This window comes from Bacillus sp. AY2-1 (assembly GCF_008368965.1).
Lineage (GTDB): Bacteria > Bacillota > Bacilli > Bacillales > Bacillaceae_G > Bacillus_A > Bacillus_A thuringiensis_S.
Genome location: NZ_QPEL01000013.1, coordinates 21237 through 39736, shown reverse-complemented (window position 1 = coordinate 39736; position 18500 = coordinate 21237). Strand labels below are relative to the sequence as shown.

Genomic DNA, 18500 nt, shown 5'->3' with positions numbered 1-18500 from the left:
ATGTCCTCACTTTATCATGATTCTCGCTTGTATTACATTCTAGGGGCCAATAGTCTATCTGCTATTGGTTCCGGAATTGTTATGATAACGATTCCGTGGCTGTTAATTAAAGAGAGTGGAGGAGAGACAACGTTTGGTTATGTTTCTATCATTGCAACCCTCATTATGTTTTTATTAACACCACTCATTGGGCAAAGTATTGATCGTTTTTCAAGAAAATCTTTATTGCTATGTAACGAAGGAATCGGAATTGCCGTAATTGGAATAATGGTTATATGGGGATTTGCGGGGCAACCTTATCATTCTATTCACTATATTCTTATTTATATAGCCGGATCATTCTACTATTTATTATTTTATCCTACAATATTTGCGTTCAACCAAGAGATATTTCAAGCGGAACATTATAAAAGTTTAAGTGGAACGATGGAAATACAAGGACAGTTAACACAAGTTATTTCTGGAGCGGCCGCGAGCTTCTTAATTGAAATTGTATCTTTGAAGTGGATTTTGTTAGTAGACATGTTAACTTTTGCTGGAGCATTTTTTCTTTTCTTATGTATACCGTACGTAAAGAAAAAAGAAGTGAAAAGAAAAATAATATTTAAGAAGCAATTGTTTGAAGGAATTCACTTTATGAAAAAACGTCCTAAGCTCTTTTGGTTCTTACTGGCCACTTATATGCCGTTTATAGGTGTTATGATGGCAAATTATTTAATACCAGTTTATATTTCGGATATACTTAAAGTCAATGCCTTTGTATACGCAATAGAGGGGATGATGTACGGTGTTGGAGCGGTTGTTGCAGGAATCTGTATTCCACTCATAATGAAATATGTAAAAACAGAAGTTTCAATCGTTATGACGATGTTCATTTATGTAATTTCAATTACCGTAATGATTATTGAACCTTCCGTAATTTTCTTATATGGACTTGCAATTTTTCATGCAGTTGGAAATGCGGGTACAAGAGTGGCGAGAAATGTATTGATGATGGAGGAAATTCCAAACGAAGTAATGGGACGTGTAGACAGCTTATTTCGCCTAATTGGTACTGGAATACGAATTTTATTATTAATGTTGTTTACAGCGGGTGTATCTAAAGTCGGAGTCATGCTGCCGTTTTACGTATTAAGCTGCATATTGATCTTCTCATTAGGAATCGCTATTTATTATGTACTATCACAACGTAAAGTAGCGGCGCATGTTTCTAATAAATCAATCGTTTGAAAAAACACTTCTGCCTCCCTTTCTTTTTCTATATAATCAAAAGAAAGGGAGTGAATACTTATTTATGAACAAATGGATCTTTCTTATAATTTTATTATTACCGCCACTATACATCATTTATATGACGTTTCGAATGAACAAAGTTGCTCGTGAAAAATTGAGCTATCACTCTCCGTACGTTCTTATACTGGGTGCAAAGTTATTTGGAGATAGACCGTCTTTATCTCTTCAAAATCGTTTGGATGTAGCGTTGGAGTATTTATTTTCCCATCCTGAAGCGAAAGTAATTGTTTCAGGTGGTCAAGGAGAAGATGAAGATATATCGGAAGCTCACAGCATGAGAAACTATTTAATGGTACATGGTATAGATGAGAGTCGTATTTTAATAGAAGATCAATCTACAAATACGTATGAAAACTTAAAGTTTAGTATGGATTTATATAATGTGAAACATGCGGTAGTTGTAAGTAATACGTATCATTTATATCGAACGAAAATAATTGCAAAGCGTTTAGGCATGAAGATGGAGGCACTAGCTGCTGAAACACCAATTCGTTCTAAGAGAAAAATGTATGTTCGCGAATATGCTGCTATTATGAAAACAATATTGTTCGATCGTTAGAGCTCAAATGCGAGCTCTTTTTTAATTTAAAAGCGTATCATTTGAAATGAATGCCATATTCCATCAAAATAAAGGAAACAACAGTAAAGGAGTTGTATTTGTGATTCAATTTAATCATGTGTCAAAATCGTATGAAGATGGCACGAAAGCAGTGGATTCATTGCATTTAGAAATTAAAAAGGGAGAATTTTTTGTTCTCATCGGTCCGAGTGGTTGCGGGAAAACAACGACAATGAAGATGATTAATCGTTTAATCGAAACGACTGAAGGGTCGATTTTAATCGATGGAAAAGATATTCAACAATATAATATAAACGAATTACGTTGGGATATAGGATACGTGTTGCAACAGATTGCTTTGTTTCCTCATATGACAATCGCTGAAAATATTGCAGTTGTTCCTGAAATGAGGCAATGGAGCAAAAAGGAAATAAAAGCACGCGTCGATGACTTGTTACATATGGTTGGATTAGATCCGGATATATATCGAGATCGTATGCCTGATGAATTGTCAGGAGGACAAAAACAACGTGTCGGTGTCGTGCGAGCATTAGCCGCAAACCCGAAAATCGTTCTTATGGATGAACCATTTAGTGCGTTAGATCCATTAAGTAGGGAACAGCTTCAGAAGGATATTGTACAGTTGCAAAAAAAGATTCAAAAAACAATCGTGTTCGTAACACATGATATGCAAGAAGCATTATCACTTGGAGATCGCATTTGTATTATGAAAGAAGGAAAAGTTGTTCAACTAGATACACCAGAAGGAATTATACATAATCCGAAAAATGAATTTGTAGAGGAGTTCATTGGAAATCGTGGACGAACTTGGTATGAGGAGAAAAGTGTAGCAGATGTATTGCCGCTTGATCAAAGTGTGCAATTAGAAGGGCAGGCACTATCATTACATTCTTCTTTAGAAGAAGCGCTAGTTCGTGTGCGTGACGAGGAGGTCGTTCCAGTTGAAGAAAACGGTCAATATATTGGAGCGTTAACAAGTCGTCATATTGTCAATTACATTGTTGAACAAATGAAGGAAAGAGGTTAAACAGTGACTAATTTTATACAAACGTTCCAAGAACGAAAAATAGAATTACTAACTGCATTAAGTGAGCATTTACAAATATCGCTTATTTCATTATTTTTTGCAGTAATTATAGCGGTGCCACTTGGCATTTTATTAACAAGAAAAGAACGAATGGCTGAATTTATAATAGGAACTTCTGCGGTAATGCAGACAGTGCCATCACTTGCATTACTTGGACTATTAATTCCGTTAGTAGGAATCGGAAAACTTCCAGCGATTATCGCATTAGTTGTGTATGCACTATTACCTATTTTACGAAATACATATACAGGAATAAGGGAATTAGATGAATCACTAATAGAAGCCGCGAGAGCTATGGGGATGAATAGTTGGAGAAGGTTGTGGAAGGTAGAACTTCCTCTTGCATTGCCTATCATTATGGCCGGTATTCGTACAGCGATGGTATTAATTGTTGGAACGGCTACATTAGCAGCTCTCATTGGTGCTGGTGGGCTAGGTAAGCTTATATTATTAGGTATAGATCGAAATGATCATGCACTTATCATTTTAGGGGCCGTACCAGCCGCGTTACTCGCTTTATTCTTTGATATAGTACTTCGCATACTTGAACGACCGAAACGCTCTTCTAAGCGTGTTATATTGACGATATGTATAGTTGTAGTAATGATTGCTTCTCCATTTCTTTGGAGTACAGAAAAGAAAGATATTGTTATTGCGGGCAAACTTGGATCAGAACCTGAAATTTTAATTCAAATGTATAAGCAGCTTATTGAACAAGATACCGATTTACACGTACAATTAAAACCAGGTCTTGGGAAAACAGCATTTGTATTTGAAGCGTTGAAATCAGGTGAAGTAGATGTGTACCCAGAATTTTCAGGAACAGCGCTATCTACTTTCGTGAAAGAAGAACCAAAGAGTACAAATCGTGATGAAGTATATGAGCAGGCTCGCGTTGGACTGGAAAAGAAATATAATATGATTATGTTGATGCCAATGGAGTATAACAATACATATGCACTAGCCATGCCGAAAAAAATAGCAGATCAAAAGAATATAAATACTATTTCTGATTTAGGGAATGTTGCGCAGGAAGCCAAAGTAGGATTTACATTGGAATTTGCTGATCGTGAAGATGGTTATAAAGGAATGCAAAAATTATATAACTATAAGTTCTCGAATGTTAAAACGATGGAGCCGAAGCTGCGTTATAGCGCAATTCAATCTGGAGATGTTAACGTAATTGATGCATATTCAACAGATAGTGAATTGGAGCAATACGGACTAAAAGTGCTAAAAGATGATAAAGGGTTATTCCCACCTTATCAAGGAGCACCATTATTAAGAAAAGAAACGTTACAGAAATATCCTGAACTTGAAAAGGTATTAAATAAATTATCTGGAAAGATTACAGATGAAGAAATGCGAAAAATGAATTATGAAGTTAATGTGAATGGTAAAAGTAGTGAAGAAGTCGCAAAACAATTTTTACAAAAAGAGAATTTACTTCGTTAAATTTACAAGAAATATACAAATTTATATGTTTGAAATGACCGTTCATTACAAAATGAGCGGTTTTTTTGTGCATACTTATACATTTTTTCAAAAAAGTATTCCATTTTTGTTCATTTTCTTTTAGAATAAGTAATGTTTTCCTGAAAAAATATAAGAGAAACGTCTATTAGAGAAAAAGGTGACTTTAATAGTTGAACGAACATAACACCTAGAATGACAGATGGGGTGGTACAAATAGAAAAGAAATTAGGATTCTTTCCATTAATCGCATTAGTAGTTGGAACGATGGTTGGTGGCGGTGTTTTTAGTTTACCGCATGATTTAGCAGTAGGAGCAAACAGTGGCGCAATAATAATTGGCTGGTGTATTACAGCGATGGGAATGATTCCACTTGCGCTCGTATATCAAACGTTAGCAAGACAAAAACCGGAACTTGAAGGTGGAATTTATAGTTATGCACGTGCTGGTTTCGGTGAATATATTGGGTTTAATAGTGCTTGGGGATATTGGCTAGCAGGAATCTTAGGTAATGTCGCAACAATTATGTTACTGTTTAGTACATTAGGTTATTTCTTCCCAATTTTTAAAGGAGGAAATAATGTTGCGTCAATCGTTGGGGCATCACTTTTATTATGGACACTTCACTTTCTAATTTTATTTGGAATTCGTGAAGCTTCTATTATGAATGTTATCGCAACAATAGGAAAGTTAGTTCCAATCGTACTATTTATCGCTGTAATGGTAACAGCATTTCGCTGGGACACATTTACACATGATTTTTGGGGGGAAGGAACAATCTCAGTTTCCGCTATACTTGGTCAAGTGAAAAATACAATGCTTGTAACACTTTGGGTTTTCATTGGAGTTGAAGGAGCGGTTGTATTATCTGGAAGAGCGAAAAATAGCCGAGACGTTGGTAAGGCAACAGTAATGGGGCTTATTTTAGTAATGTCCATTTATATTTTAATTTCTGTCCTATCAATGGGAGCTATGACAAGAGGCGAACTTTCTGTGTTAGAAACTCCGTCAATGGGACATGTATTAGAGCATGTTGTTGGTCCATGGGGGGCAGGTGCGATTAATATCGGGTTAGTTGCTTCACTTGTCGGTACATTAATTGGCTGGTTTTTACTTGTTTCTGAAATTTCTCATGTAGCAGGAAAAGATGGCGTATTTCCAAAAGTCTTTACGAAAACAAATAAAAAGCAAACACCGCACATGGCATTATGGATTTCAAATGGTGTTGCTCAAATTATATTTATCATCGTTCTGTTTTCAGAATCAACATATCAAATTATGTATTTCATTGCATCAACATCAATTTTATTACCATATTTATTATCAGCGTTATTCCAATTAAAATTAGTCATTACAAACGAGCTAAAAGACGCTAAATTAAAAAATGGAGCGTTAGCTTTAATTGCTTCGATTTACTCTGTATGGCTTCTTTATGCAGCTGGTTTAAAGAATTTACTACTAGTTTCAATTGTGTATGGAATTGGAATTATTGTTTACACGTTTGCAAGAAAAGAACAAGGGAACCGTTGTTTTGCAGGTGCAGAGAGATATGTGATGTGGGCAATTATTGTTGCGGCTATCACATCCCTGTATATGTTATTAACTGGAAATATAAAAATGTAAAAAGTCCTTTTTATTTAAAGGGCTTTTTTCTTTGTTTAGAGAATATTTACTACATAAGATATTCAGGAGGGATGAGAATGGAAGAAAAAGAACAGTTGTCTAGAATAATTGATTTAGCTAGTGAGTTAAGGAAAGTATTAGTGCAAGAATCTTTTTTTAATCATCATCCTGAATTGAGAGGAGTCATTGAAAATTTAGCAAGTTCTGTTGAAAATTTGGCGGAATTACAAAAAAGTAAAGATGAAAATGCTGAAGATCGATTACGTTACGTACTTGCTAAAATGAAAATTGCTCATAATGCAATTTTACAAGAGAAAAAAGCATTTCCTTCTCATTAATATACGTTTTAATTTTGAACCTGGCGGATAACGTCAGGTTTTTTATTTCTAGTTTTTCGTTTCTTTCATACACTAAGAATAGTATGAAAAAAGAAGGTGACTAAGGTGAGATTACATAAAGCTCTTCAGCCAAGTTTTATAAAACGAATGTACTATATGAGATTTTTAGGGAAATTTACAAAAGCTGAGAAAGAGAAGAGTGGAGAGAATTTCTTTGTACAATGCTTATCGCCAATACCATTCACTTTACAGGAACAATTTGCAAATGAACCATATGTATTTGAAGGGGTATGTAGTAATAAAAAGAATGAAAAAATCTTTTCGGAATTAAAGAAGAGGAAATTAGAAAAGCAATTAGTGATGTTTCGTCTTTATTATGAAAGAGGAAATGTATACGTGGAGTTAATATGTACAGAAGAACCGAAAGAAATAGCAAGCAGCTATAAAATGATTCCGGCACCTAAAGTTACAAATAATAAAAAAAGAGAGTCTTTAGAACGAAAACTTAGCAACGGTTATTTATCATTTCTTATGCCAAAATTTCCGAAAGACTTTGAGCCTCCCGAATTATTGTGGCATGATGGAAGACTGTACGGAAACATATCCTTAAAGTCATCAATTAGCTCAATCGCATATTTTGAACAGAAACGGGAATGTAAATATATAAACTGCAGTGACTGGACGAAGTATGTAGAAATAGCGGTAGAAGATCAATTATATTTTGTAAGTGATCATGTGTATGAGCAATTAAAAAAACGAATGCATGAAGAAGGTAAGATAGTTGAAGTAGAGGATATAAAAGTGCAAAAAGAGGAATGGGAATGGGATGAGCGTGAATCGTCCTTTTTACAGTATGTACAAAGTATGGTGCATAATAAAGGGCTATATTTGGATGAAACGGATATTTATAATTTCCATATAAGTGTAAAAACAAATATGTTAACGATTCTTGGTGGTATACCGGGCGTTGGGAAATCACGTTTTGTGCAAACTTATGCAGAAGCATTAGGGTTACAGTATGGGGAGGAATTGGTTTGGATTCCAATTTCGCCATCGTATCAAGAACCACATGATTTACTTGGTTACCTTCATCCGAATGGTACTTTTATTGAAAGTGAAACGAAGTTAGTTAGGACGTTAATGAAGGCGAAAGAAAATCAAAATCAACTGTATATAATCGTTTTTGATGAAATGAACATGTCTCATATTGAGCATTGGTTTACTCCATTTCTATCTGTTCTTCAACTTGAAACAAAAAATCGTATTTTAAACTTGTATGAGGGTGTTCAGGACATTGAGAATTCAATTCCATCAACAATTGAAATTGGAGAAAATATTATATTTGTAGGTACTGTGAATTTTGATGAAACAACGAAAGAGCTCTCCGATCGATTATTAGACCGAACGAACCTAATAACGTTACAGAAAATTCCGTTTTGTGAGATGGGCATGGAACAGGGGAAAGTCGTATTACACCCACCTTTGAAAGTAACAGCGGGAGAATTTCGGATAAATTGGATGAGAAATAAAGCGATGATTGAAGTGTTTTCTGAAGAAGAATTAGAGCTATTAGATAAGTTGCATGTCGTATTGTCATCACATGATGCGTCTAAGGGAATTTCTTTCCGATGTGCAAATGCAATTGCGACTTATTTGCAAAACATACCGTTCCAAAATAACCATACCTATATGATCAGTAGAGAAGAGGGGTTTGATTTACAAATAAAGCAGCGTGTATTAACGAAAATCAGAGGGACCGAAATGATGGTTGGGTCTTTACTTTCTGAAGAAGCAAAAAGGGGAGCGACCTTAGTACCTCTTTTGCAATCTGCACTTGCAAACAGAGTATCTACATTTGAACATTCTTTAGCATATATACGAGAAAAACGTAGGGAACTGGAGCTGTATGGATATGCAAAATGAAGGGCGTTACGAAACAAAAATCGTTGATACGAATGAAACGCTCCCTTTTGTATTAAAGTTAATCATTGGAAATGAGGGGAAAGGAGATTATATTTTATTAAATCGTCTTTGTACATCTACTACAGCATTGGTTCAATGTATTTATAAAGTACAAGAATTAAAACCAATTAGATTGCAGTATAATTATGAAATCCCAATGAATATTACTTTTATATGGAATAAAGTATATGAGGGACAGAAAAATATAAAAGAGGCTCAATATGAAATAAATGAAAAAAAACAAAGAGTATTAATATATGAACATGGGAAAACAGAATTCTTTTATCCATGGCGCTGCGGTTTATACCATTTTGAAGTGCGCATAGAAGATACAACGTATTATGGCGCTTTTCAAATCGTACCGAAAAACTTTTTTGATGATCAATTTGAAATGATTCAAGACTATGTGAAGTCAATTTTAAATGAGTTGATTTTGGATAGAGGTTATTATAAAAAGACTTTCTCTGCACTTAGCGATATTGAGGATTCTTCTTATTTAGTGTTGCTTAGAAAGTTACCCCAAAAAATGAAAATGATAAAGCAAATCTTTAAGAAAATAGAATCAAGTTCAAAATTTATAAATGCATATAAATGGGAAGGAAAAGAGCGAAAGCCAACAAGAAGAGGAACTATAGTGGCAGAAAGAAAACCTTATGCCAAACATTATAATCGTAAGTTTATGGAACAAAAAAATAGTAAGGAAAATGCATTTCTTAAATATAAAGCGATGCAATTTTATTATTATTTAATTGAAGCTAAAAGTTTTTTACGTCAAACAATTGAAATCTTAGAAAGAGAAAAAAAGAAAAAATCAGAAGAGTTTCAAGCCGTAAAAACGATTATACAAACAATTGAGCGAAATGGATCGGTAACCGATAGAGAGAAGCAAAAATATAAAAATATACATTTACTAAAAGAAGCCGATTTACGAAAGAGCTCAATGAAAATACAAGAATATAAAATATTGGCGCATATCGTGCATGAAAATGTACAATACTTTCAAATGTTAATGCACTCTTCGTTTTGGAGGGAAGTTACTGAAACAAGTAACATGAACTTACATGATTTACCGATACCACATCAACAATTACTACATCATTTAGAAGTACTCCCGCAATATACGGATCAATCTCCATCGTTATTATTTGTTTATAAGCCAACGTTTTTAGTGTATGAATATTACGCTTTTTTTATCGTTATTTCAATTTTAGAGCAAATTGGTTTTGAGGCTAGAAACTCAATTCGTGAACAAATACAAGAACATTTTTATGTAGATGGATTACAAGATGGAACGACAGTAGTTTTAGAACGAGATGATATAAAGGTGCATGTCGCATTTAATGATTTAATTGAAACACATCCTCTTATTGCATTAAGTAAAGGTAGTAATTTTTACAATGGTGAGGATACGAAGAAGCCAGATATTCGCTTAGACTGTTATGTAAAAGAAGATGGGAACTACGTATATAAATCTTCTATTATTATTGAAGTGAAATACAGTCCAATGTACAATATTTTTCAGCATGTCGGAAATACAAAAGCAACTGAGCAAATGTATAAGTACTGGTCTATAAAGTATGTAGAAGAACAGGATGGAAAGCGAGTCTATTATCGAAGGTCAATTTATGAAGTCATTTGTGTATATCCAGGAAGCCATATGCATAGTAAAAAAATTGAGTCTGGATGCGGTGTTTTCTTGCAGTTATATCCATATAAGACGAAACAAGGGGAAGAGAAATTAGCTGGAAAACATGGGATGGTACAAATTTTTGAAAAATGGTTAAAAAGCATTCAGAAGTAAAAGAAATCCTTTTTCATAAAGGATTTTTTTAGATTAAGAAGAATTATATGCTGTATGGAAAGAAACATAATGTAATTTAGGTTTGAAAAGTGATACGAATGTGTTATTAAAAGGAATGTGAGCGCGGGATAAAAGTCGATTAAATTGGAATCTAATTCACTTTGCAGAATATAATAAGTCATAAATATTTTTAGTTGCATACGAAGATTTGTTCTTATATGATAGATAGTGAAAGCGTTATCAAAAACAGAGCGGCGATGGGAAAGGCGGTTAAATATGTTCCAGCGTGTTCAAACAAAGGAAGAACATTTTGGGTTCGAGCAACTATGGGGAGATTTTTGTGAAGAAAGAAACTTAATGTTTGTAGAACGTAATTTAAATCCATCACGATTTTTATTAATAGAAGATGAACATCCTATTGGTACAGTAGAATGTATTAAGTATACGGTACCTGAACAATCAAATTCTGAGTTTTTCTATCCGTTTTCTAAAAATGATTTAGTAAAAGATTTGAAGAATGTGTATGAAATAGGCAAGTTAAGTATTTCGAAAACATCTCGTGGGAGAGGACATTTCAAAAGGTTAACAGCTATTTTATTTATACATGCGTTAGAAACAAAAGCTGAATGGTACATTGCAGCAGTGACAAAAAGAATGTATATGTATTTACTTACACTCGGTTTTCCAATTGAACCGATAGATAATCCATTTCAGTTTCATGATACTTTACAAGGTGTACCAGTAAGAATTCATGCTCGAAAAGGGGTTACGCATTTGTATTCTTTAAAAGAATTTCGTGATGTGATTCAAGGGAATGCTCATGCACAGGCATTAATTGCAGAATACAGTAAAAATATTATGTTAACGAAATAAAACGAAGTGAATATGTATAATAAAGAGAATAATATTTTTATAAGATATAACTCTTCATTAAAAAAGACCCTTATTATTTTAATAAGGGTCTAAAAATTATAATCCAAATATACTAAAAATCATTTTGCGGCGCTTCGGTTTCTTTTCTCGTTCGTATGTTGGTTTTGAATCAGGAGTAATATAAATGGGTTCTTCTTTCGTTAGCGCAGCTTCTAACTTTTGAATTCGCTCTAACATTTCCTCCATTTCACGACGGTGTTGTAAAAGTTGGTACGTGACGACATCATTTGCCTTATCTTGCATTTGTTCTTCCATTCGATCGAGCCTTCTTGTAATAGTGTTTAATTGATTAGCTAATTGCTCAAAATCATTCGATGATATGTTTTGAACAATTGTATTGACTTGAGTTTTTAATTCTTCAACCTCATTTGAGGAAGCCTTTTGAGTAGGTTGAGGATTTTGAGACTGCTCTATTTGAAATAGATGGTGTTCTAACATTTGATCGACATCATCTTGTGTGAAAATAAAGTGGCCATATTTGTTTTTTTCTATCGTAAGATTTAATTGTTGCGCGATCCGGACAACAGCCTTTGGGCTAACACCTAATTTTTTTGCGATAAATGGTGTTTTATATTCCAAAATAATCCCTCCTATATATATCCTGTTGAATGATTTCGAGCTATGAAGTAAGTTCCCTTCTAGTGCGACAAAAGAAGTGTGGAATCGGCAAAGAAAGTGTTTTTTCACGAAATTGAGTTGAGAAGAATAGTTCGTTTAAATAAAAATGTTTTATCGTAACATTTAGAATAATTTGACTAGTGTAAATGAATTAGATTATCATAATGATAAATATCTTTTTTATGTATGCATATAATATATAAAAAGGTGGTTGCTAATGTAGAATTTTGTTAGAGTATTAGAATGCTTACTTCACTTGAATATAATTAAGTAGGAGGTGGCTTCCTTGCTTACAATGTAAGTAAGGAAAAGTATTTGGACATATATAGTATAAGTATAGTGATTGTTTTAATTGCCTTAACGGCATTTTTCGTTGCAGCAGAATTTGCAATTGTTAAAGTGAGAAGTTCACGAATTGACTATTTAATTGCAGAAGGAAATAATCGTGCAACATCGGTCAAAACAGTCATTACAAACTTAGACGAATATTTATCTGCTTGTCAGCTAGGAATTACTGTTACAGCTTTAGGAATTGGGTGGTTTGGTAAACCTGCGTTAAAGCAAATGTTTGATACGCTTTTTGCAAATTGGAATATCTCTACTCAACTAGCAGACATTTTTGCTGTAATTTTAGTATTTTTTTTAATTACTTTTTTACATGTTGTAATAGGGGAATTGGCCCCAAAAACATTTGCAATTCAAAAATCTGAACAAGTAAGTTTGCTTGTTTCTAAGCCGTTAATTTTCTTTTATCGTATTGCATTCCCATTTATTTGGATATTAAATGGTTCAGCTCGAATCATTACGAAGTTGCTAGGGTTGAAACCGCCGAAGGGGCATGATGAGGTTCATTCAGAAGAAGAATTACGGTTGTTAGTTTCAGAGAGTTATAAAAATGGTGAAATTAATCAATCTGAATATAAATATGTAAATAAAATTTTTGAATTTGATGATCGGATTGCAAAAGAAATAATGGTACCTCGAACCGAAATGAATATTATAAGTAAAGAAATGCCTGCTGAAGAAGCTTTGCAAAAAATGTCTCGTGAAAAATATACAAGGTATCCAGTTGTTGATGGCGATAAAGACCACGTAATAGGTTTTGTGAATTTTAAAGATATTTTTACTGAGTTTGTACAACATAAAGCTGTTAATAAAAAGACAGTAGAGCAATATATGAGACCAATTATTTTAGTTATCGATTCTATCCCAATTCATGATTTGTTTTTAAAAATGCAAAAAGAAAGAACACATATTGCTATATTGATAGATGAATATGGTGGGACATCTGGACTTGTTACTGTTGAAGATATTCTGGAAGAAATTGTTGGAGATATTCAGGATGAGTTTGATACGGATGAGCAGCCAGAAATTCAACAAGTTAGTGAAACGAAGACGATACTAGAGGGAAAAGTACTTGTTAGTGAAGTGAATACGTTATTTGGTTTAGGGATTGATGATGATGGTGTTGATACAATTGGTGGTTGGATTTTAACGAAGAATATAGAGATTGCTGAAGAGGATTCCATTGAAATTGAAAATTATAAGTTTTGTGTGAAAGAATTAGATGGACACTATATAAAAAGATTGGAAGTTACAAAGATAGTAGAATCGATTGTTATTTTAGAAGATGAAAAACAAATTTCATTACAAGAGCAAATTAGCTCGTAAACTCTGCTAAATAGCAGAGTTTTTTTGAGCATAATGTTTTTTGAGGGATAGGGGCTATGATACAATGACATAAGCCAGACCTTTCACTAGGTGAATTATTGTTGTATACATATATTTGGAAGGAGAAGAAGTATGAAAAAGCATTTATATATAAATGGAGATTGGAAATCTGTAAACACGTATAAACCATTATACGCACCATATTCTGAAGAAATATTAGCAGAAATTGCACAAGGAACGGAAGAAGATGTAAAAGAGGCTGTTATTGCTGCAAAAAATGCAATGACAAAAATGAATAAATTATCCGCATATGATCGTGCGATTATTTTAGAGAAGGTTGCACAAAAAATGGATGAAAGAAGAGAAGAATTTGCAGAGATTATTGCAAAAGAAGCTGCAAAACCAATACGTGCTGCTAGGGGAGAAGTGGATCGTACTGTTCAAACATACAAATTTGCAGCTGAAGAAGCGAAGCGTATATATGGTGAGACATTGCCATTAGACGCCGCACCTGGTGCGGATGGGCGTATTGCATATACAATCCGAAAGCCGATTGGTGTAATAGGGGCTATTACACCATTTAATTTCCCATTAAATTTAGTTGCGCATAAAGTTGGACCTGCAATTGCTGCCGGAAATACAGTTGTGTTAAAGCCAGCTGATCAAACGCCATTATCATCTTATGCATTAGTTGAGTTATTTGAAGAGGCAGGATTGCCAAATGGAGCTTTAAATATCATTTCTGGTCCTGGCTCCACGGTGGGTGAGGCAATCGTTAAAAATGATTATGTTGCTTCTATTACTTTTACCGGAAGTCCAAAAGTTGGAATCGGAATAAAACAAAAGGCTGGGTTAAAACGAGTTACGTTAGAACTAGGATCAAATGCTGCTGTTATAATTGATGAAGATGTAGAGTTAACAGATGAAATCATTGAACGTGTAAAATGGGGAGCATTTGTTAATAATGGGCAAGTTTGTATTTCCGTACAACGTGTTTTTGTACATGAAACGAAAATGCATGAATTTCTTTCGAAGCTAAAGAAAGCGATGGAATCAGTAGTTGTTGGTGATCCACTGCTTGAAGAAACGGATGTATCAGCTTTAATTTCAAAAAAAGATGTAGAGCGAATTGATATGTGGGTTCAAGAAGCAATCAAGGAAGGAGCAACTATTTTACACGGTGGTAAGAAGCGGGATGCAAGAATTTTTGAACCGACTGTATTAACAAATGTTCCAAATCATGTATCTGTGCAGTGCCAAGAAGTATTCGGTCCACTCATGACAGTAAATACATTTAAAGAATTTGATGAAGCGATTGAGCAAGTAAATAATTCGCGTTACGGCTTACAGGCAGGAGTATTTACAAATAATTTATTTAAAGCAATGCGTGCAATCGATGAGTTAGAGGTTGGTGGTGTCATGATTAATGATATTCCAACGTTCAGAGTAGATCATATGCCTTATGGTGGTGTGAAAGAAAGTGGCACGGGGCGCGAAGGAATTAAATATGCAATAGAAGAAATGACAGAAATGAAATTAGTATGTATTAAAAAATAAAGTAGAAAAACTTAAACTTTGCGCTAAAAAACGAGTAGGAAATGTTTACGATTCCATACTCGTTTTTTACGCTTCTAGTAACTATTTAATTAAGTGTAACTTTTACTTCATTTCTTGTTTGAAAATAGTATCTTCTACATAAATTTGTTCTTTATCTACAGCAGTAGCATGAGTTAATACTAAACCGATTGGTGTTTTTGTATCTTTATTTTGAACAATTGTAAAAGGAACATTTTTTTCGTTTGCTAATTTAATGTATTTTGATAAATGTGGGTAAGCAATGCCACCATTTAGGAGGAGTTGTAATGATTGAGAAGAGCGCATGCTACCCGCCACTTCAGAGTATACATTACTTTGCATTACTTGACCGATCGTTAAAGCGATTTCTACACGCTCACGTAATGTAGTTAAATACATATTACGTTCTTCTGGTTTGTTTTGCTTTTGGCCGTAAATGCCTTCTTGGAGATAATCTTCCACATTTTTATTTACCATATTTTTCACACCTTTCATTTTCTATTGTACGCAAGAATTAAAAATGATGCAAAAAAAAGTCGTGTTGACTACGGAAATAATGAAAATGTGTGAAGGAAAAAGGGTATTTGCATACAATTAGTTAAATAAGAAAGAAAAAAATAATTTTATCAACAGAAATTAACAAAATGTGACAAAAATCTATTAACGAATCATCTTTTTTGTGTTAATATTCAAAATATAAAGGGTATTCGTCGTATGGAAATGGAGGGAATGGAGGTTTTTCCAATCGATAAGGATATTAAAGAAATATTTTGTTCACACTTGAAAAACAATAGGCACCAATTCGTAGAGAACTGGAAAAACAAAATGATAATTTCCGAAAAAGATCCATTTAAACTAGAAGTAGTTCAAAATGGAGAGGATTTACTAGAGTTGATTATCGAACTTACTATGGAAGATAAAGATATAAATTATCTTCAACCGTTATGCGAGAAAATTGCTATTGAACGTGCTGGAGCAGATGCGAATATTGGAGATTTTGTTTATAACGCAAACGTGGGAAGAAATGAACTTTTCGAAGCGATGTGTGAATTAGATGTTAGCGCTCGTGAATTGAAACCAATTATGGCAAAAATACATACTTGTTTTGACAAATTAATTTATTATACCGTTTTAAAATACTCGGAAATTATATCGAAGAATTTAGAGGAAAAACAGCAATATATTAATGAAACACATAAAGAAAGGCTGACGATTTTAGGGCAAATGTCAGCTAGTTTTGTACATGAATTTCGTAATCCGCTTACTTCCATTATGGGATTTGTCAAACTATTAAAGGCAGATCATCCGAGTTTATCGTATTTAGATATTATTTCGCATGAATTAGATCAATTAAATTTTCGTATTTCGCAATTTTTACTCGTATCGAAAAAAGAAATGTGGAATGAATCGGAACGGTTTTGGCTTAATGACTTGTTTCAAGACATTATACAATTCTTATATCCGAGTTTGGTCAATGCGAATGTTTCAATTGAAAAGAATTTACCGTATCCAATTCCGCTTGTTGGTTATCGAAGTGAAGTGAGACAAGTATTTTTAAACATATTAATGAATTCAATTGATGCTCTTGAATCAATGAAAGAAGAACGAAAAATTATCATTGATGTATTTGAAGAAGATCAAGCTATTCGAATTGTGATAAAAAATAATGGACCAATGATTCCTGCTGAAAATGTAGAAACGATTTTTGAACCGTTTGTAACTACTAAAAAGTTAGGAACTGGTATTGGCTTATTTGTATGTAAACAAATTGTGGAAAAACATAATGGGTCCATTATGTGTCGATCAGATAACGATTGGACAGAATTTCAAATTGCATTTCAAAAATAAACAGTCTACACCAAATGAATGGTGTAGACTGTTTTAATTTGTGAGTATAACGGCTTCTAATTTAGGATCTTTAGTTGAATAACCTACTATTGAAATTGTATAAATAACATTTGGTTCAACATTGAATTTCGGTATAGTCAATAAAACGTTTTTATTATCTGCGAGTGAAATTTCAATATCCGCTGTACCGGGGCTAACTTGCAAAAAATCTGTTATCTGTTTAAAGATTACATTTTCAAATAAATGATCTCCATCTTTTAAATCGACATTTACAACAGGGGTATCTGGAGAGAAATGTGCAAAGCGTATTTTGGCTTGACCAGCTGGTAAATGTGTATTATCAAGTATAGGTTGTAATTGTAGGTGATTATCACTATTTATTGCAGCAAGAGTATAAGTATGATTTCCCATTATTGGTACCAATGCTGAAAAGATTGGAGTTTCATTTCCGACAGGGACAATATCTATACGGTATTTACCTTGTACTAATGATAAATAAGGGCTGAATTGCTTAAATGAAATATTTTTAATAACTTTTTGTCCGTTTACTAAAATGTCAACCGCCGGTATATTTGGATCGGCATGAAAAATTCTTATATGTGACGGTAAAGTAGCTTCTTGTGAATCCCTTGTTTCATGCGCCTGTACAAGTTTTGAAAGTGCATCGCAATATTTCATATATAATTCTATATATTTTTTAGGATTACGAAACTGATAGTAACGTGCGAGCTGTTCGTATTGCGTAACTTCTTGTCCATATTTTTCAATTTCAGATTGAGACATGAACATTCCTCCTTTGTCATCATTAAAATTATATGCGAAGCAAGAAAGCGGTTATGCGAAAAAATGATTTTATAAAGGGGAAAATTAAAAATTTACAACAAATATGTTGTCATAAAGAGGTGCTTGTGCTTACGAGTATTTTGCAGAGTAAAGCAGTACATATGATTGCACGAAAGTAAAATAAATGCCAAATTGAAAGTGCATTCCAATAACATATTGAATACATGTCCAGCAATCGCTAGAAAACTAGGGTTTTTTTTAATTATAGGCAAATACACATACAAAGTGATAATTGTCCTACATAAATTATAAAGGAAAGGTAGTTTGAATCTGAGGAAAGGGGTGCCACTTCGGGATAGGGATATCCTGATAGTAATTGTGAATGAAGTTATGAAAAGGTTTTGTGTTATAGGCTGTAGGATGAATTTGTAAACTTGATTTTTCTATTTATTTTAGCAATTGACAGTATTAACCCATAAGAGAGCGTCATGACGAACTGATTAATGTGGTTAATCGGTTCTTTTTTTATAGTTTAAAAATGAAAAATTTACATATTAAATATGAATCTGAACTGATTAGAAAGGTGTAGCGTTGTCGAAATTTGTTTTAAAATATGCAATTTAAAGTAGGATAATAGGAAGGAGTTTAACGGGAGTTCCGTCGAAGTGTACAGAATGTCGGCATTTGAGGGCAGCTGGCATTATGCTATAAAAACATTTGGTGATGTAGTCATTTCATATAAAAGGGAGGGTTACTTGGGCGTATAGAAAAGGGTTGGTCTTCATTTCAAGTTCTGAATTTTCTGTTTTATAGGTATTTTTAAGCACTCATTTGTATATTTTATAATAGTTTTTTGATAAATTCACTGCTTTTGCAGAGGATTCTTTTTTATGAAAGAAACGTCAATTTTCTTCA

General features: G+C 33.4%; 15 protein-coding genes. 12 read left to right on the top strand and 3 right to left on the bottom strand.

Going from position 1 to position 18500, the window contains the following annotated elements:
- From DN403_RS02280 to DN403_RS02240, 9 genes are all read left to right on the top strand, one after another.
- Positions 1–1230 carry an MFS transporter gene (locus tag DN403_RS02280; RefSeq protein WP_016077771.1) on the top strand — a complete coding sequence of 410 codons (1230 nt, stop codon included), beginning with the start codon at positions 1–3 and terminating at the stop codon, positions 1228–1230.
- Between the two features lie 64 nt (positions 1231–1294).
- Entirely contained in the window at positions 1295–1852 is a 558-nt protein-coding gene (locus tag DN403_RS02275; protein WP_014895232.1) for a YdcF family protein, read from the top strand.
- A gap of 100 nt (positions 1853–1952) precedes the next feature.
- Positions 1953–2900, top strand: coding sequence for an ABC transporter ATP-binding protein (locus tag DN403_RS02270; RefSeq protein WP_000614075.1), 948 nt, complete (start codon positions 1953–1955; stop codon positions 2898–2900).
- Between the two features lie 3 nt (positions 2901–2903).
- On the top strand, positions 2904–4415 hold the full coding sequence (locus DN403_RS02265; RefSeq protein WP_000181021.1) for an ABC transporter permease/substrate-binding protein: 1512 nt from the start codon (positions 2904–2906) through the stop codon (positions 4413–4415).
- Between the two features lie 213 nt (positions 4416–4628).
- Positions 4629–6056 carry a basic amino acid/polyamine antiporter gene (locus tag DN403_RS02260; protein WP_000129439.1) on the top strand — a complete coding sequence of 476 codons (1428 nt, stop codon included), beginning with the start codon at positions 4629–4631 and terminating at the stop codon, positions 6054–6056.
- A gap of 77 nt (positions 6057–6133) precedes the next feature.
- Positions 6134–6394, top strand: coding sequence for a hypothetical protein (locus tag DN403_RS02255; RefSeq protein WP_000391447.1), 261 nt, complete (start codon positions 6134–6136; stop codon positions 6392–6394).
- A gap of 105 nt (positions 6395–6499) precedes the next feature.
- On the top strand, positions 6500–8317 hold the full coding sequence (locus tag DN403_RS02250; protein WP_001236574.1) for an AAA family ATPase: 1818 nt from the start codon (positions 6500–6502) through the stop codon (positions 8315–8317).
- On the top strand, positions 8307–10157 hold the full coding sequence (locus DN403_RS02245) for a hypothetical protein (protein ID WP_098437232.1): 1851 nt from the start codon (positions 8307–8309) through the stop codon (positions 10155–10157). The genes DN403_RS02250 and DN403_RS02245 overlap by 11 nt, the downstream gene beginning before the upstream one ends.
- A 276-nt stretch (positions 10158–10433) precedes the next feature.
- A complete protein-coding gene (locus tag DN403_RS02240; RefSeq protein WP_000487795.1) occupies positions 10434–11030 on the top strand; it encodes a hypothetical protein in 597 nt (198 codons plus the stop codon).
- Between the two features lie 96 nt (positions 11031–11126).
- On the opposite strand, the gene racA is transcribed toward DN403_RS02240, so the two are convergent.
- Positions 11127–11669, bottom strand: coding sequence for a chromosome-anchoring protein RacA (racA, locus tag DN403_RS02235; RefSeq protein ID WP_000456012.1), 543 nt, complete (start codon positions 11667–11669; stop codon positions 11127–11129).
- Between the two features lie 354 nt (positions 11670–12023).
- On the opposite strand from racA, the gene DN403_RS02230 reads away from it, so the two are divergent.
- Positions 12024–13379 carry a hemolysin family protein gene (locus DN403_RS02230; protein WP_000356245.1) on the top strand — a complete coding sequence of 452 codons (1356 nt, stop codon included), beginning with the start codon at positions 12024–12026 and terminating at the stop codon, positions 13377–13379.
- Positions 13380–13511: 132 nt separating this feature from the next.
- Positions 13512–14936 (top strand): aldehyde dehydrogenase family protein, encoded by a 1425-nt coding sequence (locus DN403_RS02225; RefSeq protein ID WP_000716437.1) that lies wholly within the window; start codon positions 13512–13514, stop codon positions 14934–14936.
- A gap of 102 nt (positions 14937–15038) precedes the next feature.
- Here DN403_RS02225 and DN403_RS02220 read toward each other — a convergent pair whose 3' ends face one another.
- Complete coding sequence (locus tag DN403_RS02220; RefSeq protein WP_000247560.1) at positions 15039–15431, bottom strand: YueI family protein; 393 nt, start codon at positions 15429–15431, stop codon at positions 15039–15041.
- Positions 15432–15668: 237 nt separating this feature from the next.
- Here DN403_RS02220 and DN403_RS02215 point away from each other — a divergent pair, with 237 nt between their 5' ends.
- Positions 15669–16802, top strand: a complete 1134-nt coding sequence (locus DN403_RS02215; RefSeq protein WP_000425087.1) for a BA2291 family sporulation histidine kinase — start codon at positions 15669–15671, stop codon at positions 16800–16802.
- A 33-nt stretch (positions 16803–16835) separates the two neighbouring features.
- On the opposite strand, the gene DN403_RS02210 is transcribed toward DN403_RS02215, so the two are convergent.
- The gene (locus DN403_RS02210) at positions 16836–17585 is read right to left on the bottom strand and encodes a DUF4397 domain-containing protein (protein WP_000083277.1); all 750 of its coding nucleotides are present in this window, start codon (positions 17583–17585) and stop codon (positions 16836–16838) included.
- Between the last annotated feature and the right edge of the window lie 915 nt (positions 17586–18500).